Origin of the sequence: Saccharothrix longispora (assembly GCF_031455225.1) — a bacterium.
GTDB lineage: Bacteria > Actinomycetota > Actinomycetes > Mycobacteriales > Pseudonocardiaceae > Actinosynnema > Actinosynnema longispora.
In genome coordinates this window covers 5,399,459-5,422,203 of record NZ_JAVDSG010000001.1, presented here as the reverse complement: position 1 = coordinate 5,422,203, position 22,745 = coordinate 5,399,459, and the positions used below count along the sequence as shown (strand labels likewise).

Here is a 22,745-nt window from a genome sequence, read left to right as displayed (position 1 = left end):
AATGGGAGACGGCCGTATGGAGAACACCGAGACGGCCGTCGTCACGGCTGACGACCTGGTGCGGGCACGCGATCGGCTGCTCGCGCCGGGTCGGCGCCGTCTGACGGGGGAGTCGCTGCGCGAGGCGCTGGTCGACCTGCACGAGTTCTGGCTGACCGCCCACGCCGCGCAGGCGGGCGTCGGCCGGCCGGGCAGCGGGGTCGCCCTGGTCGCCGTGGGGGGCCTGGGCAGGCGCGAGCTGGTGCCCTACTCCGACCTCGACCTGCTCCTGGTGCACAACGGGCACAAGGGCGTGGACGGCATCGCGGAGAAGCTCTGGTACCCGCTGTGGAACTCGGGCATCGGCCTGGACCACTCGGTGCGCACCGTGGGCGAGGCGCTGCGCGTCGCCGCCGACGACCTGCGCACCGCGCTGGGCCTGCTCGACACCCGCCACCTCGCGGGAGACCAGGAGGTCAGCCGGCGGCTCGCGGACGGCGCGCGCCAGGCGTGGCGCACGGGTGTGCGCACCCGGCTGGACGAGATGTCCGAGTCCGCGTCGCGCCGGTGGGCGCGCAGCGGCGAGATCGCGCACCGCGTGGAACCCGACCTCAAGCACGGCCGCGGCGGGCTGCGGGACGTGGTGCTGCTGGACGCGCTGTCCGCGGCGCAACTGGTCGACCGGCCGTCGGCGGAGGTCGACGAGGCGCGCAAGCTGCTGCTGGACGTGCGCACCGAGCTGCGCCGGGTGGCGGGCCGCCCGCGCGACGTGCTGCGCGCCCAGGACGGTGACGAGGTCGCCTCCGCGCTCGGCCTCCAGGACCGGTTCGCGCTGGCCAGGGCGATGTCGTCGGCCGCGCGGACGATCGTGTACGCGGTGGACGTGGCCATGCGCACGGCGCGGGCCGCCGTGCCGAGGAAGGGCCTGGGCGTCTTCGCCCGCTCCACGCTGCGGCGCACGCCCTCCCGGCGCCCGCTGGACGAGGGGGTCGTGCTGCACGGCGCGGAGGTGGCCCTGGCGCGCGACGCCGTGCCCGGCCGCGACCCCGCGCTGCTGCTGCGGGTCGCCGCGGCCGCCGCGCGCGGCAAGCACCCGATCGCGCCGGGCACGCTCGCCACGCTCGCCGACACCGCGCCCGAGCTGCGCCAGCCGTGGCCCCGGGAGGCCCGCGACGAGCTGCTGGCCCTGCTGGGCAGCGGCACCGGCCTGGTCGACGTGGTGGAGGCGCTGGACCGCACCGGCCTGTGGGGCAGGCTGTTCCCCGAGTGGGGCGCGGTCCGCGACCTGCCGCCGCGCGACGCCGCCCACACCTGGACCGTCGACCGGCACCTCGTGCAGGCCACCGCGCACGCCGCCCGCCTGGTCACCCGGGTCTCCCGGCCCGACCTGCTGCTGCTCGGCGCCCTGGTGCACGACATCGGCAAGGGCAGGCAGGCCGACCACTCCGAGGTGGGCGCCGCCCTCACCACGCAGATCGCCGAACGCCTCGGCCTGTGGCCCCAGGACGTCGCCACGCTCACCGCGCTCGTGCGCCACCACCTCCTCCTGCCGCACACGGCGACGCGCCGCGACGTGGAGGACGAGGCGACCGTGCGCCGGGTCGTGGACACCCTCGACGGCGACCCGGTGCTGCTCGAACTGCTCCACGCGCTGGCCGAGGCCGACGCCGTGGCCACCGGGCCCGGCGTGTGGTCCGAGTGGAAGTCCTCGCTGATCGGCGACCTGGTCGCGCGCTGCCGCACGGCGATGGCGGGCGACCCCCTGCCCGAGCCCGAACCGCTCGACCGGCGCCGGCTCGACCTCGCGGTCGCCGTGCTGGCCGGCGGCCGGCCGGACGTGCTGGTCGACCCCGGCAACCAGGGCGCCGTCGTCACAGTGGTGGCGCCGGACCGGCCCGGTCTGCTGTCCCGGGCGGCGGGGGTGCTCGCGCTGAACTCCCTGGAGGTGCACGCGGCCACGCTGCGGTCGCACGTCGACCCCTCCCTCGGCGCGTGCGCCGTGGACGTGTTCACCGTGTCGCCGCGGTTCGGCTCGCTGCCGGACGTGGCCCTGCTGCGCGAGCAGCTGACCCGGGCCCTGGACGGCTCGCTGCCGCTGGCCGACAAGCTGGCCGCCAAGGAGCGCGACTACGGCGGCCCGCCCCAGGACCCGCCGCCGCCGAAGGTGCTGTGGTTCGACGACGAGTCGACCGGCGCCGTCGTGCTGGAGCTGCGCGCGGCCGACCGGATCGGGCTGCTGCACCGCGTCGCCGACGCCCTGGAGCGGTCCGGTGTGGACGTCGCCTGGGCCCGGGTGTCCACAATGGGCTCCACGGTGGTCGACTCGTTCGCCCTCACCGTGCCGGGCGGCCTCGACACCGCCGCCCGCCGCGCGGTCGAACGCGCCGTGCTGCTCGCCGCCGGGTGAGTCCGCGTGCCCGGGTTGCGTAGCTCTACGCACAACCGACCGGGGGTGCTCACGCTGCCCCCGCGCCCGTCCTCGGGGCATGCTTCCGGCATGGCAGGGGGAACCCCGCCCGATCAAGGGGGGTGGGGCGGGGGATCGTCGCCACGGCCGGCCGGTGGCGGCCCATCGAGGGGTTGGGCCGCCGCCGGTCGACACCGGTCGCGGCCGGTCGCGGCCGGGAACTAAAGCGCGCCCGGAACGTCTCCCTAGTATGGACGTGATGACCGCTGTCGCTGTGAGGCCGCGCTCGCTCGTGGTGCTGGCCGGACTGCCGGGAGCGGGCAAGACGACGCTGCTCGCCGCCGCCGACACCGGGGGAGCGCCGACCGTCGTGCTGGACTCCGACCAGGTCCGGAGCGCCCTCACGGCCGCCCTGCCCCGGGCGCTCCCCTACCGCTTCTACCGGCCGCTGGTCCACCTGGTCCACCGCACCCGCATCCTCTGGTTCGCGCTCACCGCCACCACCAGCCTGCTGCTGGTGCACGAGCCGTCGACCCGGCCCACCACCAGGGCCGGTCTGGTCGTGGTCGGCGTGCTGAGCAACCGGCCGCGGCACTTCGTGTGGCTCGACGCCACGCCGGAGGAGGCGTTCTCGGGCCAGGTCGCGCGCGGCAGGCTGATCCGCTCCCGGTCGTTCGGGCGGCACGTGCGCCGCGCGACCCGCCTGCGGACCCGGTTCACCGGGGGCCGACCCCCTCGCGGGTGGCACGGCGTGACCGTGCTGACCCGCCAGGACCGCCTGCGCCTGTCGGTGACGGCCGGCTGAACGGCTACCCTGGGAAGCGACCAGTGGCGGAAATCGACGTGCGAGGTCTGGCGGCACCGTGTTCAACACCCTTTCCGACCGGCTCACCGGGGTTCTCCAGAACCTGAGGGGCAAGGGACGGCTGTCCGAGGCGGACATCGACGCCACCGCGCGCGAGATCCGGGTCGCGCTGCTGGAGGCCGACGTCGCGCTGCCCGTGGTGCGGACGTTCATCGCCAAGGTCAAGGAGCGCGCCAAGGGCTCCGAGGTCAGCCAGGCGCTGAACCCGGCCCAGCAGGTCGTCAAGATCGTCAACGAGGAGCTCGTCGGCATCCTCGGCGGCGAGACCCGGCGGCTGAACCTGGCCAAGAACCCGCCGAGCGTGATCATGCTCGCCGGCCTCCAGGGCGCGGGCAAGACGACGCTGGCGGGCAAGCTGGCCAAGTGGCTCCGCGGCCAGGGCCACACCCCGATCCTGGTCGCCTGCGACCTCCAGCGCCCCAACGCGGTGACCCAGCTCCAGGTCGTCGGCGAGCGCGCCGGCGTGAAGGTGTTCGCGCCCGAGCCGGGCAACGGCGTGGGCGACCCCGTCGACGTCGCCCGCCGCGGCATCGAGGAGGCCAGGCGGTCGCAGCACGACGTCGTCGTGGTCGACACCGCGGGCCGCCTCGGCGTGGACGAGGAGATGATGCGCCAGGCGGCCGACATCCGCGCCGCCGTCCAGCCGGACGAGGTGCTGTTCGTCGTCGACGCCATGATCGGCCAGGACGCCGTGAACACGGCGACCGCGTTCCGCGACGGTGTCGGCTTCACCGGCGTGGTGCTCACCAAGCTCGACGGCGACGCCCGCGGTGGTGCCGCGCTCAGCGTCCGCGAGGTCACCGGCCAGCCGATCCTGTTCGCCTCGAACGGCGAGAAGCTGGAGGACTTCGACGTCTTCCACCCGGACCGGATGGCGAGCCGCATCCTGGGCATGGGCGACATGCTCACCCTGATCGAGCAGGCCGAGCAGGCGTTCGACGCCGACCAGGCCGAGGCCGCCGCGGTGAAGATGGGCTCCGGCCAGCTCACCCTGGAGGACTTCCTGGAGCAGATGCTGGCCCTGCGCAAGATGGGGCCCATCGCGAACCTGCTCGGCATGCTGCCGGGCGCGGGCCAGATGAAGGACCAGCTCGCCAACCTGGACGAGAAGCACCTCGACCGCGTGCAGGCGATCATCCGCGGCATGACGCCCGCCGAGCGCGACGACCCGAAGATCATCAACGCCTCGCGCCGGCTGCGCATCGCCAACGGCTCCGGCGTCCGGGTCAGCGACGTGAACGACCTGGTCAACCGCTTCTTCGAAGCGCGCAAGATGATGTCGCAGATGGCCGGCCGGTTCGGCCTGCCCGGCGCCGGCGGCGGCAGGAACAACCGCAAGGGCAAGGGCAAGAAGGGGAAGAAGGGCAAGGGGCGCGGCCCGACGCCGCCGAAGGTGCGCGGCGGCTTCCCCGGGATGGTGCCGGGCATGATGCCCGGTGGCATGCCGCCCGGCATGCCCGGCGCCGCGCCCGAGCTGCCCCCCGGCCTCGGCGGCCTCGACCAGCTGCCGCCCGGCTTCGACCCGTCGAAGCTGAAGTTCGGCAAGTGACCGGTCTGCACCTGCGCGGCGTCGTCCTCCCGGAGGGCGGTGACCCGCGCGACCTGTGGGTGGTCAACGGCCGCATCCGCACGCGGCCCGTGCCGGGCGCCACCACCATCGTCAACGGCGGCTACCTGCTGCCCGGCCTGGTCGACGCGCACTGCCACGTGGGCCTCGGCCCGAAGGGCGCCGTCGACCTGCCCGAGGCCGCGGAGCAGGCGCTCACCGACCGCCGGGCGGGCACGCTGCTCGTCCGCGACTGCGGCTCGCCGCTGGACACCAGGCCGTTGCAGGAGCGCCTGGACCTGCCCCGGATCATCCGCGCGGGCCGGCACATCGCCCGGCCCAAGCGGTACATCAAGTACCTGGGCGTGGAGGTCGAGGACCCGGCCGACCTGCCGGCCGCCGTCGCGGAGCAGGTCGGGCAGGGCGACGGCTGGGTCAAGCTCGTCGGCGACTGGATCGACCGGGGGAGCGGCGACCTGAAGCCGCTGTGGACCCGCGACGCGCTCACCGAGGCCGTCAAGGTCGCCCACGAGGGCGGGGCGCGGGTCACCGCCCACGTGTTCGGCGAGGAGGCCCTGCCCGACCTGCTCGACGCGGGCATCGACTGCGTCGAGCACGGCACCGGCCTCACCGACGCCACCGTCGAGCAGATGGCCCGCAACGGCACCGCCCTGGTCCCGACGCTGATCAACACCGAGAACTTCCCGTCGATCGCGGCGGGCGCCGACAAGTACCCGGTCTACCAGCGGCACATGCTCGACCTGTACGCGCGCGGCGCCGGGACCGTCGCCAAGGCGGTCGAGGCGGGCGTGCCCGTGTTCGCGGGCACCGACGCGGGCGGCGGCATCGAGCACGGCCGGATCGTCGACGAGGTGCAGGCCCTGCGCCGGGTCGGCATGACGGCGGAACGCGCGCTCGGCGCGGCGTCGTGGGCGGCCCGCGAGTGGCTGGGCTTCCCGTCGCTGACCGAGGGCGCGGCGGCCGACGTCGTGGTCTACCGGACCGACCCGCGCGTCGACCTGGACGCCCTGCGCCACCCGGAGCTGGTCATGCTGCGCGGACGCGTCCACGCCTGATCGATCCGGGCCTGATCGATTCCGGGCCTGATCGATCCGGGCCTGATCAGGCCCGGGTCCGACCGGCGTGCACGACTCCGAAGGCGCCGTGCCGCCGTCAGGGTGATCTTGACCGCCCTCGGGCGGCGTGCCCCGACCGGACACCACTACGTTCGGACGAGTGGAGGAACAGGGCACCGGGCGGGCACACTGGGGCTTCCTGGCGTTCTTCACGGGGCTGGCGGGCTACTACCTGGCCACCCTGGTGTTCACCGCGGCGACGGCCGATCGCTTCGCCGAGGTCGACATCTCCGACCCGCCGGTGCTCGGCCCGCTCCTGCTGCTGGTGTTCCTGCCGAACGTGCTGCTCGGCCTGGGACCCGCCGTCGTGTCCTGGCGGTGGGGCGCCGGGCCGAACCGGGACTTCGGCCTGCTGCCCACGGTCCGCGACCTCAAGGTCGGCCTGGCCGCCGGCGGCGCGGCGCTGCTGGCGGCGTGGTTGCTCGGCGCGATCCTGCTCCGACTGACCCGGGACCAGACGTCCGGCGCGGAGCGGATCGAGGCGCTGTCGGGCGGTCGCACCGTCTGGCTGGCCGCCGCGGTCCTGTTCGTCTTCCTCGGCGCGCCACTGGCCGAGGAGCTGCTGACCAGGGGAGCCCTGTGGCAGGCACTGGCCCACTACCGGGTGCCGCGGGTCGCGGTCCTCGCCCTCACCGCGCTGGTGTTCGCCTTCCTGCACGAGGAGAGCTGGCGCATGATCAGCCTCTTCGCCCAGGGGCTGGCCATCGGCGCGGCCCGCATGATCACCGGGCGCGTGGCGTCGAGCGTGGTGGCCCACGCGACGAACAACCTGTTGCCCGCCGTGTACCTCTACACCGGCTGATTAGGGTGGATGGCTGTGAACCCACCGGACGTACCCCCGACGGGACTGATCGCCAGCGTCCGCGCGGTCGGCCGCGAGCCGGAACCCGCCCGGTCCGGGCAGCGCTGGGGCTTCGGCGCGTTCCTGCTGGTCGAGGCGATCTTCATCCTCAGCGCCGTGTTCATCACGGCGATCGCCCGCACCTCGGGCACCGACCTCGGCAACTCGGTCGCGTTCATCCTGGTCGGCTCGATCGTCCCGACCGTGCTCGCCGCCGCCGCGGCCGTCGCCATCACCCACCTGCGCGGCAACGGCCCGTTGCAGGACCTGCGCCTGGGCTGGGACTGGGCGGACGTGAAGGTCGGCCTCAAGCTCGGCGCCCTCGGCCTGGTGCTCACCTACGTGGCCGCGGTGGTCTGGTCCCGGGTGGTCGGCGACCAGAACGCCACCTCGGCCATCGGCGAACTGGTCGACGGCGCGGCCCTGCCGCTCGGCGCGGCCGTCGCGATGTTCCTCTACGTGTGCTTCCTCGGCCCGGTCTGCGAGGAGGTCATCTACCGCGGCCTGCTGTGGGGGGCGATCGAGCGGCAGCGCTGGAGCCGGTGGGCGGCGTTCACGCTCACCACGCTGATCTTCGCCGCGAGCCACCTGGAGCCGCTGCGGACCTCGCTGCTCATCGTCATCGCGATCCCGATCGGCATCGCCCGGCTGATCACGCGCAGGTTGACGGCGAGCGTCGTCGCGCACGTGGTCAACAACTTCCTGCCCGGTCTGACCCTGCTCCTCGTCTCCGTGGGGGTGATGCCCGCGTGATCGACCTCAACAGCGACCTCGGTGAGGGCTTCGGCATCTGGCGGCTCGGTGACGACGACGCCCTGCTCGACGTCGTGACCAGCGCGAACGTGGCCTGCGGGTTCCACGCGGGCGATCCGTCGACGATGCGCCGGGTGTGCGAGCGGGCCGCCGCGCGGGGTGTCGCCGTCGGCGCCCAGGTCTCCTACCGCGACCTCGCGGGCTTCGGCCGCCGGTTCATCGACGTCGACCCGCGCGAACTGGCCGACGAGGTGCTCTACCAGATCGGCGCCCTGGAGGCGTGCGCCCGCGCGGCCGGCACGTCGGTGACCTACGTGAAGCCGCACGGCGCGCTCTACAACGCCACCGTGCACCACGACGGGCAGGCCGCCGCCGTGGTGGCGGGGGTGCGGGCGTTCGGCGACCTGCCGGTCCTCGGGCTGCCCGGCTCGCGCCTGCTGCACCACGCCGCGCGCGCGGGCCTGCGCCCGGTGCGCGAGGCGTTCGCCGATCGCGCGTACACCCCGGAGGGGACCCTGGTGCCGCGCCGCGAGCCGGGGGCCGTGCTCGGCGACGCGGACGCCGTCCTCGCGCGGGTCCTGCGGCTCGCCGAGCGCGGTGAGCTGGTCGCCGCGGACGGGTCCGTGATCGAGGTCGACGTCGACTCGGTGTGCGTGCACGGCGACACGCCGGGGGCCGTCGAACACGCCCGGGTGATCCGCGCGGCCCTGGCGTCGGCGGGGGTGGACGTGGCCCGGTTCGTCCCCGGGGCGACGCGTCTGGCAGAATGATTGGTTGTTCGCCGAGGTCGGTCCCTCTCACCGTGCCGTGGCGCCCCAGACACCTGGGCTTTTCGCACCCGTGCCCCACGCGGGTGAGGACTGCCCAACCTGAGCACATCGAAGCACGAGGAGCACCCACACCCGTGGCCGTCAAGATCAAGCTTCAGCGACTCGGCAAGATCCGTCAGCCGTACTACCGGATCGTCGTCGCCGACGCCCGCACCCGCCGCAGTGGCAAGGCCATCGAGACGATCGGCAAGTACCACCCGAAGGAAGAGCCGTCGTTCATCGCGGTCGACAGCGACCGCGCGCAGTACTGGCTGGGTGTCGGCGCGCAGCCGACCGAGTCCGTGCAGCGCCTGCTGGAGATCACCGGCGACTGGCAGAAGTTCAAGGGCCTGCCGGGCGCCGAGGGCACGCTGAAGGTCAAGGAGCCCAAGACCAGCAAGGCGGACCTGTTCGCCGCCGCGCTGGCCGCCGCCGGCGACGCGCCGTCGACCGAGGCCACCACGCCGAAGAAGAAGGCCGCCAAGAAGGCCGACGCCGAGCCCGCCGCCGACGCCCCCAAGGACGAGGCGTGAGCTTGTTGGCTGACGCCCTCGAACACCTCGTTCGGGGCATCGTCGACCACCCGGACGACGTCCGGGTGAACCTGGTCACGACCCGGCGCGGTCGCACGCTGGAGGTCCACGTCCACCCGGACGACCTCGGCAAGGTGATCGGCCGCTCCGGCCGCACCGCGACCGCGCTGCGCACCGTGATGGCCGGCATCGGTGGTCGTGGCGTGCGGGTCGACGTGGTCGACACCGACCGCTGAGCGCGCGCATGGACGTCGTCGTCGGCCGCGTGGCCAAGGCGCACGGGATCAGCGGCGAGCTCGCCGTCGACGTGCGCACCGATTCACCCGAGACCCGGTTCGCGCCGGGCTCGGTGCTGGCCGCGAAGCTGCGCGACGGCACGTCCCGCGACCTCACCGTCACAGCCGCCCGGAACCACTCCGGGCGGCTGCTGGTGCGCTTCGACGAGGTCCTGACGCGGGACGTGGCGGAGACGCTGCGCGGCACGCTGCTGCTCGGCAGCACGGACGACCTGCCGCCCACCGGCGACCCGGACGAGTTCTACGACCACGAGCTGGAGGGCCTGGCCGCCGAGCTGGCCGACGGCACGAAGGTCGGCACGGTCCGCGAGATCGTGCACGGTCCCGGTGGCGAGCTGCTGGTGATCACCCGCGAGGGCGGCGGCGAGCACCTGGTGCCGTTCGTGCGGGAGATCGTCCCCACGGTCGACGTCGCCGGCCGGCGCGTCGTGCTGACCCCACCCGAGGGCCTGCTCGATGCGGATTGACGTCGTCACGATCTTCCCGGAGTACCTCGACCCGCTCCGGGCCGCCCTGCTCGGCAAGGCGATCGACCGGGGCCTGATCTCGGTCGGCGTGCACGACCTGCGCGACTGGACCCACGACGTGCACAGGGCCGTGGACGACAGCCCGTACGGCGGTGGCCCCGGCATGGTGATGAAGCCGCAGGTCTGGGGCGACGCCCTGGACGCGGTGTGCACGGAGGAGACGCGGCTCGTCGTGCCCACGCCGGCCGGCCGGCCGTTCACCCAGGCGATGGCCCACGAGTTCGCCGCCGAGGAGCACCTGGTGTTCGCCTGCGGCCGGTACGAGGGCATCGACCAGCGGGTCGTGGACGACGCGTCCCGCCGGATGCGCGTGGACGAGGTCTCCATCGGCGACTACGTGCTGGTCGGCGGCGAGGTCGCCGTGCTCGTCGTGGTCGAGGCGGTGGCCCGGCTGCTGCCCGGCGTGCTGGGCAACCCGAAGTCCGCCGCGGAGGACTCGTTCTCCGACGGCCTGCTCGAAGGGCCGAGCTACACCCGCCCCGAGGTGTGGCGCGACCTGGCCGTGCCCGAGGTGCTGCGCTCGGGCAACCACCGGCTGATCGACCGCTGGCGCCGCGACCAGTCGCTGCGCCGCACCCGGGAACGCCGCCCCGAACTGCTCGCCGCGCTGCCCGACAGCGCGTTCGACAAGCACGACCGCACGCTCCTGGACGAGCTCGACTAGGCCCGATTTCGTCCCGGCCGTGCCCATCTGGCACACTGGACAGGTTGCTGCACCCGGTTCAACTTGTCCGGCGTGCGCTAGCCCGCCCCCGAAGGCCGTGAAGTTTCACCCGAACGCGCGCCGGGGGAGTACGTACACGTGAGGACGAGGACGGACCACCGATGAACACCCTGGACGCTCTTGACGCCCAGTCGCTGCGCTCCGACATCCCGAGCTTCCGGCCGGGCGACACGCTGAAGGTCCACGTCCGCGTCATCGAGGGCTCCCGCGAGCGGGTCCAGGTGTTCCAGGGCGTCGTGATCCGCCGCCAGGGTGGCGGCATCCGCGAGACCTTCACCGTCCGCAAGGTCTCGTTCGGCGTCGGCGTCGAGCGCACCTTCCCGGTGCACTCCCCGAACATCGCCGAGGTCGAGGTCGCCACCCGCGGCGCCGTGCGCCGCGCGAAGCTCTACTACCTCCGCGACCTGCGCGGCAAGGCCGCCAAGATCAAGGAGAAGCGCGACGCGAAGCCCGGGGCCAAGCCGGCCTCCTGACGCCGGGCTCACGCGGAACCAGTAGCCTGCCCACGTGGCAGAACCCGTGCACCGCTCCGCTGACGAAGACGGTCAGGAACCCGCAGCCGAGTCCACTCCGGACGCGGCTGCGGGTGACGGCCCGAAGGGCAAGAAGAAGCCGCCGCTGTGGCGCGAGCTGCTGGTGCTCGCCGCGACGGCCCTCGTCCTCACCGTCCTGATCCAGACCTTCCTGGCGAGGGTGTACGTGATCCCGTCGCAGTCGATGGAGGAGACCCTCCACGGCTGCCCCGGGTGCAACAACGACCGCGTGCTGGTCGACAAGCTGGTCTACGACTTCGGTGACATCGAACCCGGCGAGGTCGTGGTCTTCCGCGGCCCCGACGCGTGGGGCAACAACGACTTCACCTCGGTGCGCTCCGAGAACCCGGTCGTCGCCGGCCTCCAGTCCGCGCTGTCCCTGGTCGGCCTCGCGCCGCCGGACGAGCGCGACTTCGTCAAGCGGGTCATCGCCGTCGGCGGGCAGACCGTCGAGTGCTGCGACGACCAGCACCGGCTCAAGGTCGACGGCAAGCCGCTCGACGAGCCCTACGTCTACTGGGCGCCCGGCACCTCGCCGGAGGACCACAAGCCGTTCGAGGCGGTGACGGTCCCCGAGGGCCACCTCTGGGTCATGGGTGACAACCGGACGAACTCCACCGACTCCCGCGCGCAGGGCGGCGGCGGCCTGAACGGCACCGTGCCCGAGGAGAACGTGATCGGCAAGGCGCGCGTCATCGTGCTGCCGCCGTCGCGCTGGCAGGGCATCGGCGACCACAACGCGCAGGCCGCGGCGCTCGGCGCCCCCGCGTGGCAGCAGGGCATCCCGGCCGGCGCCGGGCTCGTCGCCGCGTGGCCCCTGGTGTTCTTCACCCGGAAGGTGCGGAAGCGGTTGACCAGGGCCTCACAGGTCTGATCGGTACGCTGGGCGGGTGGTAGACGTCGCACCGTCCCGCGGCCCCTCCGACGGGGAGGACCCGGAGCACGAGGAGAAGGTCGAGCAGTGGCGCGCCCGCGCGCACAAGAAGGCCGGGAAGAAGGGCTCGTTCTGGAAGGAACTGCCCATCCTCATCGGTGTCGCCGTCGTGCTGGCGGTGCTGATCCAGTCGTTCCTGGCCAAGGTCTACATGATCCCGTCGGAGTCGATGGAGCGGACGCTGCACGGCTGCTCCGACGGTTGCTTCGGCGACCGGGTGCTGGTCGACAAGCTGACCTACGACTTCACCGAACCCGCACCGGGTGACGTGGTGGTCTTCCACGGGCCCGACACCTGGATCAACCAGGAGTTCGCGGTCCCGGAGCCGACGAACCCGGTCGCGAAGGCGATCCAGGGCCTCGGCTCGCTGATGGGTTTCCCGTCGGCGAACGAGGAGGACTTCGTCAAGCGGGTCATCGCCGTCGGCGGGCAGACCGTGCGGTGCTGCGACGACAAGAACCGGGTCGTGGTCGACGGCAAGCCGCTGGACGAGCCCTACGTCCACTGGGAGCCGGGCCGCAGCACCGTGCAGGAGTCGTTCGCGGAGCTGAAGATCCCCGAGGGCTACCTGTTCGTGCTCGGCGACAACCGCAACGACTCGTGCGACTCGCGGTGCCAGGGCGACGGCCGCGAGGGCGGCCTCGTGCCGGTGGACAACGTGGTGGGCAAGGCGCGGGCGATCGTGCTGCCGCCGTCGCGCTGGCAGGGCGTGGGCGACCACGACCCGCAGGTCGTGGCCATCGGCGCGCCCGCCTGGCAGGACGCCCTCCCGGCCGGCGCCGGGTTCGCGGCGGCGTGGCCGGTGCTGCTGCTGGGCAAGCGGGTGCGCGCCCGGTTCCGCCGCTCCCGCCTGGGATAAGGTCGAGGGGTGATCCGCAAGCCGCCCCGCGTCCAGGTTCGGCCGACCGCGGGCATCTGGGCGTTCCAGGCAGCGCTCGACCGGCGCGGCCTCGGCCCGGTGGCGGGCGTGGACGAGGCGGGGCGGGGCGCGTGCGCCGGACCGCTGGTGGTGGCCTCGTGCGTGCTCAAGCCGGGTGACGCCGCGAAGTTCGCGGGCCTGACCGACTCGAAGCTGCTCACCGCCGCCGCTCGTGACCGCATGTACGACGTGGTGCTGGAGCACGCCGTCGACTGCGCGGTGATCGTCGTGCCGGCGGCCGAGGTCGACCTCATCGGCGTGCACGTGGCCAACATCGAGGGCATGCGTCGGGCTGTCGCCCGTTTGGGTGCACATCCCGGCTACGTGCTGACCGACGGCTTCCCCGTGCCGGGCCTCACGGCGCCGAGCATGCCGGTCGTCAAGGGGGACCGCGTGGCGGCCTGCGTGGCGGCGGCGTCGGTGTTGGCCAAGGTCACGCGCGACCGGATCATGACCGGGCTGCACGAGGAGCTGCCCGTCTACGGGTTCGACGTGCACAAGGGCTACAGCACCGCCGAGCACACCGCGGCCCTGGCGGAACACGGCCCGAGTGCGCAACACCGCTGGTCGTATGCGAATGTGGCGGCGGCAGCGGCTCGTCACGGCCTGGAGCCGCCGCACCGGGTGGCGCGTGGCGTCGTGACCGCCGGTGTGGTCCAGAATGGAACACCCCCGCAGACCAGCGGTGGCAGGCTCGCGACGAGGAGGGGCGCGGATTCGATGAATACCCGCGCGGAGGCGTAATGAGTGCAGAGGATCTCGAGAAGTACGAGACCGAGATGGAGCTGTCGCTGTACAAGGAGTACCGCGACATCGTCAGCCAGTTCTCGTTCGTCGTGGAGACCGAGCGGCGGTTCTACCTGGCCAACTCGGTGGACGTGCAGGTCCGCAACGCGGACGGCGAGGTCTACTTCGAGGTGCGGATGTCCGACGCCTGGGTGTGGGACATGTACCGCCCCGCCCGGTTCGTCAAGAACGTCCGGGTCATCACGTTCAAGGACGTGAACGTCGAGGAGCTCGACAAGCCCGAGCTGCGCCTGCCCGAGGACGGCCCGTTCAACTCCTGACACCGGCCGCATCGCGGGGGTCTGCCGTCCGGCGGGCCCCCGCGCGTTTTTCCGGGGCGTTCCCGGCCTGTTGTCCACAGGACGCGGAGTTGTCCACAGTTCCGGATTCGCCGGTGGCCCCGCCCCGGCCGTCCCGGGATGGTCGAGCACACGACCACCACCGGGAGGCACGGGATGAGCACGGCGACCGACCTGGGCAGGCGCGGCGAGGACGCGGCGTGCCGCTACCTCGAACACCAGGGCCTCGCCCTGCTCGCCCGCAACTGGCGCTGCGAGGAGGGTGAGCTCGACGTCGTCGCCACCGACGGCGACCAGTTGGTCGTCGTCGAGGTGAAGTGCCGCTCGGGCACCAGCAGGGGCACGCCGCTGGAGGCCGTGACGCCCGCGCAGCTCGACCGGGTGCGGCGGGCCTCGCTGCGCTGGTCCGCCCTGCACCGCCTGCCCGGCGTCCGCATCCGCGTGGACGTCGTGTCGATCGAGTGGCCGCCCGGCGGTCGCGTCCGCCTGCACCACCTGCGAGGTGTGTGATGGCGCTGGCGCGCACCTGGTCCGTGGCCCTGTCCGGGGTCGACGGCGTACCGGTGGAGATCGAGGCCGACGTCGGCGCGGGCACCGTGCGCACCCAGCTCCTGGGCCTGCCGGACGCGGCCCTGCACGAGTCGAAGGACCGGGTGAAGGCGGCGGTCCGCAACAGCGGCCACGCGTGGCCGACGCAGCGGGTGACCCTGGGCCTGTCCCCGGCCACGCTGCCGAAGAACGGCTCGGGCTACGACCTGGCCATCGCGTGCGTCGTCCTGGCCGCGACCAGGGCGGTGCCCGGCGACCGGCTGGAGGGCACCGTGCTGCTGGGCGAGCTGGCCCTGGACGGCCGGGTCCGCGCGGTCCGCGGCGTCCTGCCCGCGCTGCTGGCGGCGAAGCGGGCCGGTCTGACCGAGGCGGTCGTCCCGGTCGACTGCCTGCCCGAGGCGGCCCTGGTCGGCGGCCTGATCCTGCGTGGTGCGTCCACCCTCACCGGGGTCCTGGCGTGGCTGGCGGGCGAGGGCGAGCTGGCCGCCGCGCCCGAACCGGCCCCGACCCGGTCGCCGGACGGCCCGGACCTGGCGGACGTGATCGGCCAGCCGGAGGCGAGGTGGGCGCTGGAGGTGGCCGCGGCGGGCGGCCACCACCTCCTGCTCACCGGTCCTCCCGGCACGGGGAAGACGATGCTGGCCCAGCGCCTGGCGGGTCTGCTGCCGCCGCTGGGCCGGGACGAGGCGCTGGGCGTGACGGCGGTGCACTCCATCGCGGGCCTGCTGACCCCGCACGCGCCCCTGGTCTCCACGCCGCCGTTCGTCTCGCTGCACCACACCACGTCCGCCGCGGCCCTCGTCGGCGGCGGCTCCGGCACGGCCAAGCCGGGCGCGATGAGCCGTGCCCACCGCGGCGTGCTGTTCCTGGACGAGGCCCGCGAGTTCGGCGCGGCGAAGCTGGAGGCCCTGCGCACCGCCTTGGAGGAGGGAGAGGTCCGGCTGGCGCGACGTGACGGGATAGTCCGCTACCCGGCGAGGTTCCAGCTGGTCCTGGCCACCAACCCCTGCCCGTGCGCGCCGCCGAAGGACATCGACTGCCTGTGCCCGCCCGCGGCCAGGCGGCGGTACGAGGCGAAGCTGTCCGGTCCCCTGCTCGACCGGGTGGACCTGCGCGTGACCATGCGCCCCCTCACCGCCATGTCGGGCGCGGAGGTGGCGCCCCCCGAACCCTCGGCCGCGGTCCGGGCCAGGGTCCACAAGGCCAGGACGAGAGCCACCGAACGCTGGTCCGCGCACGGCTGGTCGACGAACGCGGAGGTGCCGGGTCCCGCCCTGCGCCGCGACCACCGCCTGCCGCGCGACGTCACCGGAATCCTGGACCGGGCACTGTCCCTGGGCGCCCTGACCGGCAGGGGAGCGGACCGTTGCCTCCGGGTCGCCTGGACCCTGGCCGACCTGGCGGAGGTGGACCGCCCGACCGCCGACCACGTGGCCGCCGCGCTCGAATTCCGGGACCGGAGGACGCCGTGACCGACCACACCGGCGCCGGTGCGCCCGGCCCGCCGTCCGCGACCAGGCCGGCGGTCGGCGACGAAGTGCGGCTGGCGCGGGCCTACCTGTCCAGGGTCGCGGAGCCGCCCGCGCACGCCCTGCACGCGTTCGTGGCCCGGGTGGGCCCGGTCGTGGCGGCGGAGCTGGTCCGGCGCGGCGAGGTGCCCGCCGCCGTCGACAGCCAGACCTCGGCCCGGCGCGCGGAGGTCCGGCCCGAGCGCGACCTGGAGCTGGTGGCGCAGGCCGGGGGGCGGCTGGTCGTGCCCGAGGACCCCGAGTGGCCGGCGTGGCCGTTCACCGCCTTGGACACGGCCTCCGCCAACGGCCTGCGCTGCGGCCTCCAGCCGCTGGCGCTGTGGGTGCGCGGCGGGGCGAGCCTGGCCGCCGTCACCGGGCGGGCCGTCGCGGTCGTCGGCAGCCGGGCCGCGACCGGGTACGGGCAGCACGTCGCCGAGGAGTTCGGCTTCGGGTTGGCCGAGGCGGGGGTGGCCGTGGTGTCCGGCGCCGCCTACGGGATCGACGGGTCGGCGCACCGGGGCGCGTTGACCGCCGGCGGCACGACGGTCGCGGTGCTGGCGTGCGGCGTCGATGTCGCCTACCCCTCCGGTCACCGCGCGTTGATCGAGCGCATCGCGGTCGAAGGGCTCGTGGTGAGCGAGTACCCGCCGGGGCACACGCCCGCCCGGCACCGCTTCCTGACCCGGAACCGGCTCATCGCGGCACTCGCGGAGGGCACCGTCGTGGTCGAGGCCGGGCGGCGCAGCGGGGCGAAGAACACCGCGGCGTCGACGTCGGCGCTGGGCCGGGTGCTGATGGCGGTGCCCGGACCGATCACCTCGGTCAGCTCGTCCGGGTGCCACGAGCTGCTGCGCTCGGGGGAGGCGGTGCCGGTGAGCAGCGTGGCCGAGGTCGTCGAGTCGACGGGGCGGCTCGGGGTCGACCTGGTCGAGGCGCGGCGGAACACCGAGGTCGGGCCGCCGCAGGGTGACGCGATGAGGGTCTTCGAGGCCCTCGGCCTGTCGTCCGGGCACAGCCCGGAGGCCATCTCGGTGGAGTCCGGCGTCGAGCTGGCGAGGGTGCGTGCCCTGCTGCCACAACTGGAACTGGCTCGTCTCGCAGAGCGGGGCGAGTCAGGTTGGAAGCGCTCCCAGGAGGCGAGTTGGCGTGGCGATGCTTGACCAAGGGCGTCCGAGGGCGCAGCGTCAGGGTCTATGTCCCCGCCGCCGCCCGCCCGGACACGTCGTGTCGATCTCGTGCGCCTTCGTCGCGCGCTGCCGGGCGACGTGGCGGCGGTTCTGGGGAGCTTCGAGCGCCACCTGGCGATGGAGCGCGGGCTGTCCCCGCACACGGTCCGCGCCTACCTCGGTGACGTCGTCGCGCTGTTGGTCCACCTGGCCGGCGGCGAGCCCGACGACGCCACCGTCGAGGCCGTCGACCTGCCCGGACTCCGCTCGTGGCTCGCGGCGCAGCACGCCGCGGGCGCGAGCCGGACGACGCTCGCCCGCCGCGCGGCCTCCGCCCGCGCGTTCACCGCCTGGGCCGCCCGCACGGGCGCGCTCACGGCCGACCCGGGCCTGCGGCTCGTCGCGCCGCGCCCGCACCGCACGCTGCCCGCAGTACTGCGGCCGGACCAGGCCGGGGCCGCCATGGCGGCAGCGGAAGCAGGTGCGGAACAGGGCGATCCGGTTGCGCTGCGTGACCAGGCCGTGGTGGAGTTGCTGTACGCGACAGGTGTCCGGGTCGCCGAGCTGTGCGGGCTCGACCTCGACGACGTGGACTACTCCCAAAGGGTGATTCGGGTTCTGGGCAAGGGCAATCGCGAACGCACGGTGCCGTTCGGCGTTCCGGCCGAACGGGCGGTACGGCGCTGGGTGGAGCACGGACGGTCGGCGCTGGTCAACGACCGCTCACACCGTGCGCTGCTGCTGGGTGCACGAGGCGGCAGGCTCGATCCGCGTACCGCCCGGAGGGTCGTCCACGATGTAGTGGGCGCGGTCCCCGAGGCGAACGACACCGGACCGCACGGGCTGCGCCACTCCGCGGCCACGCACCTGCTGGAAGGAGGAGCGGACCTGCGCACCGTCCAAGAGCTTCTTGGTCACGCTACGCTCGCAACCACTCAGCTCTACACACACGTCACCGTCGAACGGCTGAAGGCGATCCATGACCGAACCCACCCCCGCTCCTGACGTCGCAGGGGGAGGTTCGCGGACCGCAACCGTGACCTCTCCCTCCGCCGCGCACGTCGGGACCTCGTCGGAGTCGCGCACCCCGGCCGGGACGAACGGTCACCACGTCGACGGAGCGCAGGCGATCAACGGCCACGCCGCGCCCGCCGGCAGACCGGCGCACCCGGCGTCCGAGTCGCGCACCGCCGACGACGTGGAAGCCGGGATCATCGCGCTCTGGCACACCTACGGCGAGTCGCGGAAGCAGGGCCTGCGCGACCGGCTGGTGCTGCACTACGCGCCGCTGGTCAAGTACGTCGCGGGCCGCGTCGGCACCGGTCTGCCCGCGCACGTCGACGTCGCGGACCTCATCCAGTCCGGCATCTTCGGCCTGGTCGACGCGATCGAGAAGTTCGAACCCGAGCGCGGCCTGAAGTTCGAGACGTACGCGATGCAGCGCATCCGCGGCGCGATCCTCGACGACCTGCGCTCCCAGGACTGGGTGCCCCGTTCGGTCCGCAGCCGGGCCCGCGACGTCGAGCGCGCGCTCGAACGCCTCGGCGCCAGCCTCCAGCGCAACCCCTACCGACCGCGAGCTCGCCGCCGAGCTGAAGATCGGCCTGGGCGAGCTGCGCGAGCTGTACGCCCAGCTCCAGCTCACCAGCGTCGTCGCGCTGGACGAGCTGATCGCCGCCGGGCGCAGCACCGGCGGTCCGGGCTCGTCACTGGCCGAGTCGCTGCCCGACGAGGGCGCGGAGGACCCGATCGCGAGCCTGGTCGACCAGGACAGCCGCCGCCAGCTCGCGGACGCCATCGCCCAGCTCGCCGAACGCGACCGGGTCGTGGTCACCCTGTACTACTTCGAGAACCTGACCCTCGCCGAGATCGGCAAGGTCCTCGGGGTCACCGAGTCGCGCGTCTGCCAGCTCCACACGCGGGCGGTCCTGCGCCTGCGCACCAAGCTCAACGAGCAGCTCGAAGCCTGAGCGGGCACCACCAACGCGGTCGTCGTGCGGTCATCGCGCGGCGGCAGCCGCCGTCGGCGCGGCCCGGGGGAGCAGGCGCACCCGTCCCGTGAGCACCAGGCGCAGCGGGTCGAGGTACTCGCGGGTCCGGGGCGGCGTCGTCCGCAGGGCTCCCCAGTGCAGGCAGGCAGGGGTCGGGCAGCCCTCGTGGCCGGGGCGCAGGGTGCCGATCGGATCGCCCCGCCGGACGTCCTGACCCGTGCGGACCGAGGGGATGACCGGCTCGTAGGTGGTGCGCAGGCCGCCCGCGTGGAGCAACGAGACCAGGGTGCGGTCGGCCACCGGGCCGCTGTGCAGCACCACGCCGTCGGCGGCGGCCAGGACCGCGGCGCCCGGTGGGGCGGACAGGTCGACGCCCCGGTGGCCCGCGGCGTACGGGCCCGGTGGGCGCTCGAAGCGCCGGACCACCTCGTGCGGCGGGGCCAGGGGCCAGGCGAAGCGCGGAGCCCGGCTCGCCCCGGCGACCGACGCACCCCACAGCGGCGCCCACAGCGGCGCCCACGACGCCGCCCACGACGACGGCCATGGCGGCGGCGCGGGGAGCGGGGGCAGGGGCGGCGACAGGGCCAGGAGGGCTGTCAAGGCCAGGACCAGCGGCGTTCGCATCGTGGGAGTCACGGGTCCACGGTCCTGGGCCGCGGTGCGGTTCACCAGTGGCTTCACGTCGGCTGTGGACAACTCGGCGGCCTGTGGACAACTCCCGGGGGCGGTTCGGTGTTCCGGAGCCGATCGGCGTACACTCGTGCCGCGGCCCGTGTGAGCGCGGGACGACTTCGCGTGCCAATGCAGATCCGACCCGCTTCCGTGGTCGAGTCACGCAGTCCGGCGGTCCCGAGGTGTGGCGAGCAAGCATGCGACACCCCTCCGGTTCGGGCGGCGGCAAGGGCACCAGGGCGGCGGTCCACCCCGGTCCGCCGCGAGGAACCGGAACCGCGTGCCGGCCTGAACGAGCCGGTGCGCCCGAACGAAGAGGTGCGAACCCGGCCATGGCCGTCGTCACCATGAAGCAGCTGCTCGACAGCGGCGTGCACTTCGGGCACCAGACCCGCCGCTGGAACCCGAAGATGAAGCGCTACATCTTCACCGAGCGCAACGGCATCTACATCATCGACCTGCAGCAGACGCTGACCTACATCGACCGGGCTTACGAGTTCGTGAAGGAAACGGTCGCGCACGGCGGGTCGATCCTGTTCATCGGCACCAAGAAGCAGGCGCAGGAGGCCATCGCCAACGAGGCCCTCCGCGTCGGCATGCCCTTCGTGAACCAGCGCTGGCTGGGCGGCATGCTCACCAACTTCTCCACGGTGCACAAGCGCCTCCAGCGGCTCAAGGAGCTGGAGTCGATGGAGCAGACCGGCGGTTTCCAGGGTTTCACCAAGAAGGAAATCCTGATGATGAACCGCGAGAAGGACAAGCTGGAGCGCACGCTCGGCGGTATCCGCGACATGTCCAAGGTGCCCAGCGCCGTGTGGATCGTGGACACCAAGAAGGAGCACATCGCGGTCGGCGAGGCCCGCAAGCTGAACATCCCGATCGTGGCGATCCTCGACACGAACTGCGACCCGGACGAGGTCGACTACCCGATCCCGGGCAACGACGACGCGATCCGTTCCGCCGCCCTGCTGACCAAGGTCGTGGCCGAGGCCGCCGCCGCCGGTCTGATGCAGCGCTCCGGCGCCCGCAACCAGGCCGCTGACGGCGCCGAGAAGCCCGAGCCGGGTGTCGGCACCGACGAGCCGCTGGCCGAGTGGGAGCAGGAGCTGCTGGTCGGCGCCGACGCGCCCGCCGCTGCCGCCCCCGCCGCCGACGCGCCCGCCGCGCCCGCCGAGGGCACCGAGGCCGCTCAGTCCTGATCCGCCGCACGCCGCGCCCACCTCGACGGGGTGGGCGCGGCGCGCGCACAGACACCCGCGCGATACGCAGAAGGAACGGATTCAGCACGATGGCGAACTACACCGCCGCTGACGTGAAGCGCCTCCGCGAGCTCACCGCCGCAGGCATGATGGACTGCAAGAAGGCGCTGGAGGAGGCCGACGGCGACTTCGACAAGGCGGTCGAGATCCTCCGCATCAAGGGTGCGAAGGACGTCGGCAAGCGCGCCGAGCGCACGACCTCCAACGGCCTGGTCCTGGCCCAGGACGGCGTGATGGTCGAGCTGCGCTGCGAGACCGACTTCGTCGCCAAGAACGCCGACTTCCAGGAGCTGGCCTCCCGGATCGTCGCCGTCGCCAAGGCCACCCGCCCGGCGGACGTCGAGGCCCTCAAGGCCGCCGACCTGGACGGCAAGGCCGTCGACGCGGTCGTGCAGGAGTTCTCCGCCAAGATCGGCGAGAAGCTGGAGCTGGCCAAGGTCGCCGTCTTCGACGGCGCCGTGACCACCTACCTGCACCGCCGTGCCGCCGACCTGCCGCCCGCCGTGGGCGTCGTCGTCGAGTACACCGGTGACAACGAGGAGGCCGCCCGCGGCGCCGCGATGCAGATCGCCGCGATGCGTCCGCGCTTCCTCACCCGTGACGAGGTCCCGGCGGACGTGGTGGCCAACGAGCGCCGCATCGCCGAGGAGACCGCTCGCGAGGAGGGCAAGCCGGAGGCGGCGCTGCCCAAGATCGTCGAGGGTCGCGTGAACGGCTTCTTCAAGGACGTCGTGCTCCTGGAGCAGTCGTCGGTGACGGAGTCGAAGAAGACCGTCAAGGCCGTGCTGGACGAGGCCGGGGTCACCGTGACCCGGTTCGCCCGCTTCGAGGTCGGCCAGGCCTGATCCACGTGAGGGCGGGGTTGCGCGCAGGTGTCGCGACCCCGCCCTTGCCGTGTCCAGAGGAGGACCCGTGAGCCCAGAGGCAGAGAACGCAGAGGTGGACGGCCCGGGAGTCCGCGAGGAGGAGCCGGCTGCCGGCTACCGCCGCGTGATGCTCAAGCTGGGCGGCGAGATGTTCGGCGGCGGCGGTGTCGGCGTCGACCCGGACGTCGTGCAGACGGTGTCCCGCCAGATCGCCGCGGTCGTCCGGACGGGGGTCCAGGTCGCCGTCGTCATCGGTGGTGGCAACTTCTTCCGCGGCGCGGAGCTCCAGCAGCGCGGCATGGACCGCAGCCGCGCCGACTACATGGGCATGCTCGGCACGGTGATGAACTGCCTCGCCCTCCAGGACTTCCTGGAGCGCGAGCACGGCATCGACACGCGCGTGCAGACCTCCATCACGATGGGCCAGGTCGCCGAGTCCTACATCCCCCGCCGGGCGATGCGGCACCTCGACAAGGGCCGCGTGGTGATCTTCGGCGGCGGCGCGGGCATGCCGTACTTCTCCACCGACACCACCGCCGCCCAGCGCGCGCTGGAGATCGGCTGCGAGATCGTCCTGATGGCGAAGGCCGTGGACGGCATCTACACCGCCGACCCGAAGATCGACCCGGATGCGCTGATGTTCGACGACATCACCCACCGGGAGGTACTCGAACGCGGCCTGAACGTCGCGGACGCCACCGCGTTCAGCCTGTGCATGGACAACAACATGCCGATCATGGTGTTCAACCTCCTCACCGAGGGGAACATCGCGCGTGCCGTTCGTGGTGAGAAGATCGGGACGCTGGTGAGCACCCCCGGTGGTCGCCCGTCCTTCTAGACCTGC

At 73.3% G+C, this 22,745-nt stretch carries 24 protein-coding genes and 1 pseudogene; 24 read left to right on the top strand and 1 reads right to left on the bottom strand.

The window, feature by feature from the left end; genetic code table 11:
- The first annotated feature begins 16 nt into the window (after positions 1-16).
- The 21 genes and pseudogenes from J2S66_RS22465 to J2S66_RS22365 all read left to right on the top strand — a co-directional run bounded on the left by J2S66_RS22465 (position 17) and on the right by J2S66_RS22365 (position 19,083).
- On the top strand, positions 17-2,386 hold the full coding sequence (locus J2S66_RS22465; RefSeq protein ID WP_310309216.1) for a [protein-PII] uridylyltransferase: 2,370 nt from the start codon (positions 17-19) through the stop codon (positions 2,384-2,386).
- Between the two features lie 259 nt (positions 2,387-2,645).
- On the top strand, positions 2,646-3,191 hold the full coding sequence (locus J2S66_RS22460; RefSeq protein ID WP_310309215.1) for an AAA family ATPase: 546 nt from the start codon (positions 2,646-2,648) through the stop codon (positions 3,189-3,191).
- 58 nt (positions 3,192-3,249) lie between these two features.
- Positions 3,250-4,800: a signal recognition particle protein gene (gene ffh, locus J2S66_RS22455; protein ID WP_310309214.1), complete on the top strand. Its 1,551-nt coding sequence runs from the start codon at positions 3,250-3,252 to the stop codon at positions 4,798-4,800.
- On the top strand, positions 4,797-5,873 hold the full coding sequence (locus tag J2S66_RS22450) for an amidohydrolase family protein (RefSeq protein WP_310309213.1): 1,077 nt from the start codon (positions 4,797-4,799) through the stop codon (positions 5,871-5,873). Before ffh ends, J2S66_RS22450 begins: the two co-directional genes overlap by 4 nt.
- A gap of 160 nt (positions 5,874-6,033) precedes the next feature.
- Positions 6,034-6,735 carry a CPBP family intramembrane glutamic endopeptidase gene (locus J2S66_RS22445; RefSeq protein WP_310309212.1) on the top strand — a complete coding sequence of 234 codons (702 nt, stop codon included), beginning with the start codon at positions 6,034-6,036 and terminating at the stop codon, positions 6,733-6,735.
- 15 nt (positions 6,736-6,750) lie between these two features.
- Positions 6,751-7,527 (top strand): CPBP family intramembrane glutamic endopeptidase, encoded by a 777-nt coding sequence (locus J2S66_RS22440; protein ID WP_374726113.1) that lies wholly within the window; start codon positions 6,751-6,753, stop codon positions 7,525-7,527.
- Positions 7,524-8,297 (top strand): LamB/YcsF family protein, encoded by a 774-nt coding sequence (locus tag J2S66_RS22435; protein ID WP_310309210.1) that lies wholly within the window; start codon positions 7,524-7,526, stop codon positions 8,295-8,297. The genes J2S66_RS22440 and J2S66_RS22435 overlap by 4 nt, the downstream gene beginning before the upstream one ends.
- Positions 8,298-8,431: 134 nt before the next feature.
- On the top strand, positions 8,432-8,869 hold the full coding sequence (gene rpsP, locus J2S66_RS22430) for a 30S ribosomal protein S16 (protein ID WP_310309209.1): 438 nt from the start codon (positions 8,432-8,434) through the stop codon (positions 8,867-8,869).
- Positions 8,866-9,105, top strand: coding sequence for an RNA-binding protein (locus J2S66_RS22425; RefSeq protein WP_015104447.1), 240 nt, complete (start codon positions 8,866-8,868; stop codon positions 9,103-9,105). Before rpsP ends, J2S66_RS22425 begins: the two co-directional genes overlap by 4 nt.
- Positions 9,106-9,113: 8 nt before the next feature.
- The gene (gene rimM, locus J2S66_RS22420) at positions 9,114-9,632 is read left to right on the top strand and encodes a ribosome maturation factor RimM (protein WP_310309207.1); all 519 of its coding nucleotides are present in this window, start codon (positions 9,114-9,116) and stop codon (positions 9,630-9,632) included.
- Positions 9,622-10,356: a tRNA (guanosine(37)-N1)-methyltransferase TrmD gene (trmD, locus tag J2S66_RS22415; protein ID WP_310309206.1), complete on the top strand. Its 735-nt coding sequence runs from the start codon at positions 9,622-9,624 to the stop codon at positions 10,354-10,356. The genes rimM and trmD overlap by 11 nt, the downstream gene beginning before the upstream one ends.
- A gap of 161 nt (positions 10,357-10,517) precedes the next feature.
- On the top strand, positions 10,518-10,889 hold the full coding sequence (gene rplS / locus J2S66_RS22410; protein WP_306747510.1) for a 50S ribosomal protein L19: 372 nt from the start codon (positions 10,518-10,520) through the stop codon (positions 10,887-10,889).
- A 34-nt stretch (positions 10,890-10,923) separates the two neighbouring features.
- On the top strand, positions 10,924-11,823 hold the full coding sequence (gene lepB / locus J2S66_RS22405; RefSeq protein WP_310309205.1) for a signal peptidase I: 900 nt from the start codon (positions 10,924-10,926) through the stop codon (positions 11,821-11,823).
- Between the two features lie 16 nt (positions 11,824-11,839).
- The gene (lepB, locus tag J2S66_RS22400; protein WP_310309204.1) at positions 11,840-12,742 is read left to right on the top strand and encodes a signal peptidase I; all 903 of its coding nucleotides are present in this window, start codon (positions 11,840-11,842) and stop codon (positions 12,740-12,742) included.
- 9 nt (positions 12,743-12,751) lie between these two features.
- On the top strand, positions 12,752-13,546 hold the full coding sequence (locus J2S66_RS22395; RefSeq protein ID WP_310309203.1) for a ribonuclease HII: 795 nt from the start codon (positions 12,752-12,754) through the stop codon (positions 13,544-13,546).
- The gene (locus J2S66_RS22390) at positions 13,546-13,869 is read left to right on the top strand and encodes a DUF2469 domain-containing protein (protein WP_033431454.1); all 324 of its coding nucleotides are present in this window, start codon (positions 13,546-13,548) and stop codon (positions 13,867-13,869) included. Before J2S66_RS22395 ends, J2S66_RS22390 begins: the two co-directional genes overlap by 1 nt.
- Positions 13,870-14,043: 174 nt before the next feature.
- A complete protein-coding gene (locus tag J2S66_RS22385) occupies positions 14,044-14,397 on the top strand; it encodes a YraN family protein (protein ID WP_310309202.1) in 354 nt (117 codons plus the stop codon).
- Positions 14,397-15,908, top strand: coding sequence for a YifB family Mg chelatase-like AAA ATPase (locus J2S66_RS22380; protein WP_310309201.1), 1,512 nt, complete (start codon positions 14,397-14,399; stop codon positions 15,906-15,908). The genes J2S66_RS22385 and J2S66_RS22380 overlap by 1 nt, the downstream gene beginning before the upstream one ends.
- Positions 15,905-17,107: a DNA-processing protein DprA gene (gene dprA / locus J2S66_RS22375; RefSeq protein ID WP_310309200.1), complete on the top strand. Its 1,203-nt coding sequence runs from the start codon at positions 15,905-15,907 to the stop codon at positions 17,105-17,107. Before J2S66_RS22380 ends, dprA begins: the two co-directional genes overlap by 4 nt.
- Positions 17,108-17,140: 33 nt before the next feature.
- Positions 17,141-18,118, top strand: a complete 978-nt coding sequence (locus J2S66_RS22370; protein WP_310309199.1) for a tyrosine recombinase XerC — start codon at positions 17,141-17,143, stop codon at positions 18,116-18,118.
- Positions 18,093-19,083 (top strand): annotated as a pseudogene (locus tag J2S66_RS22365) (FliA/WhiG family RNA polymerase sigma factor). The gene J2S66_RS22370 and the pseudogene J2S66_RS22365 overlap by 26 nt, the downstream one beginning before the upstream one ends.
- A gap of 30 nt (positions 19,084-19,113) precedes the next feature.
- Here J2S66_RS22365 and J2S66_RS22360 read toward each other — a convergent pair.
- Complete coding sequence (locus tag J2S66_RS22360) at positions 19,114-19,740, bottom strand: M23 family metallopeptidase (protein ID WP_310309197.1); 627 nt, start codon at positions 19,738-19,740, stop codon at positions 19,114-19,116.
- A 368-nt stretch (positions 19,741-20,108) separates the two neighbouring features.
- Between J2S66_RS22360 and rpsB the strand changes: the two genes are divergently transcribed.
- From rpsB to pyrH, 3 genes are all read left to right on the top strand, one after another.
- Positions 20,109-20,975, top strand: coding sequence for a 30S ribosomal protein S2 (gene rpsB / locus J2S66_RS22355; RefSeq protein WP_306747519.1), 867 nt, complete (start codon positions 20,109-20,111; stop codon positions 20,973-20,975).
- Positions 20,976-21,064: 89 nt separating this feature from the next.
- Entirely contained in the window at positions 21,065-21,880 is an 816-nt protein-coding gene (gene tsf, locus J2S66_RS22350) for a translation elongation factor Ts (protein WP_310309196.1), read from the top strand.
- Between the two features lie 148 nt (positions 21,881-22,028).
- Complete coding sequence (gene pyrH, locus J2S66_RS22345; RefSeq protein WP_310314995.1) at positions 22,029-22,739, top strand: UMP kinase; 711 nt, start codon at positions 22,029-22,031, stop codon at positions 22,737-22,739.
- Positions 22,740-22,745 lie beyond the last annotated feature (6 nt).

What these genes read in the sequence shown, in the direction of transcription:
- rpsB (WP_306747519.1), top strand. Translation starts at nt 20,109, where the DNA reads ATGGCCGTCGTCACCATGAAGCAGCTGCTCGACAGCGGCGTGCACTTC.
- tsf (WP_310309196.1), top strand. Translation starts at nt 21,065, where the DNA reads ATGGCGAACTACACCGCCGCTGACGTGAAGCGCCTCCGCGAGCTCACC.
- pyrH (WP_310314995.1), top strand. Translation starts at nt 22,029, where the DNA reads ATGCTCAAGCTGGGCGGCGAGATGTTCGGCGGCGGCGGTGTCGGCGTC.
- J2S66_RS22465 (WP_310309216.1), top strand. Translation starts at nt 17, where the DNA reads ATGGAGAACACCGAGACGGCCGTCGTCACGGCTGACGACCTGGTGCGG.
- rplS (WP_306747510.1), top strand. Translation starts at nt 10,518, where the DNA reads ATGAACACCCTGGACGCTCTTGACGCCCAGTCGCTGCGCTCCGACATC.
- J2S66_RS22460 (WP_310309215.1), top strand. Translation starts at nt 2,646, where the DNA reads ATGACCGCTGTCGCTGTGAGGCCGCGCTCGCTCGTGGTGCTGGCCGGA.
- trmD (WP_310309206.1), top strand. Translation starts at nt 9,622, where the DNA reads ATGCGGATTGACGTCGTCACGATCTTCCCGGAGTACCTCGACCCGCTC.
- rimM (WP_310309207.1), top strand. Translation starts at nt 9,114, where the DNA reads ATGGACGTCGTCGTCGGCCGCGTGGCCAAGGCGCACGGGATCAGCGGC.
- J2S66_RS22390 (WP_033431454.1), top strand. Translation starts at nt 13,546, where the DNA reads ATGAGTGCAGAGGATCTCGAGAAGTACGAGACCGAGATGGAGCTGTCG.
- J2S66_RS22385 (WP_310309202.1), top strand. Translation starts at nt 14,044, where the DNA reads ATGAGCACGGCGACCGACCTGGGCAGGCGCGGCGAGGACGCGGCGTGC.
- J2S66_RS22370 (WP_310309199.1), top strand. Translation starts at nt 17,141, where the DNA reads ATGTCCCCGCCGCCGCCCGCCCGGACACGTCGTGTCGATCTCGTGCGC.
- J2S66_RS22380 (WP_310309201.1), top strand. Translation starts at nt 14,397, where the DNA reads ATGGCGCTGGCGCGCACCTGGTCCGTGGCCCTGTCCGGGGTCGACGGC.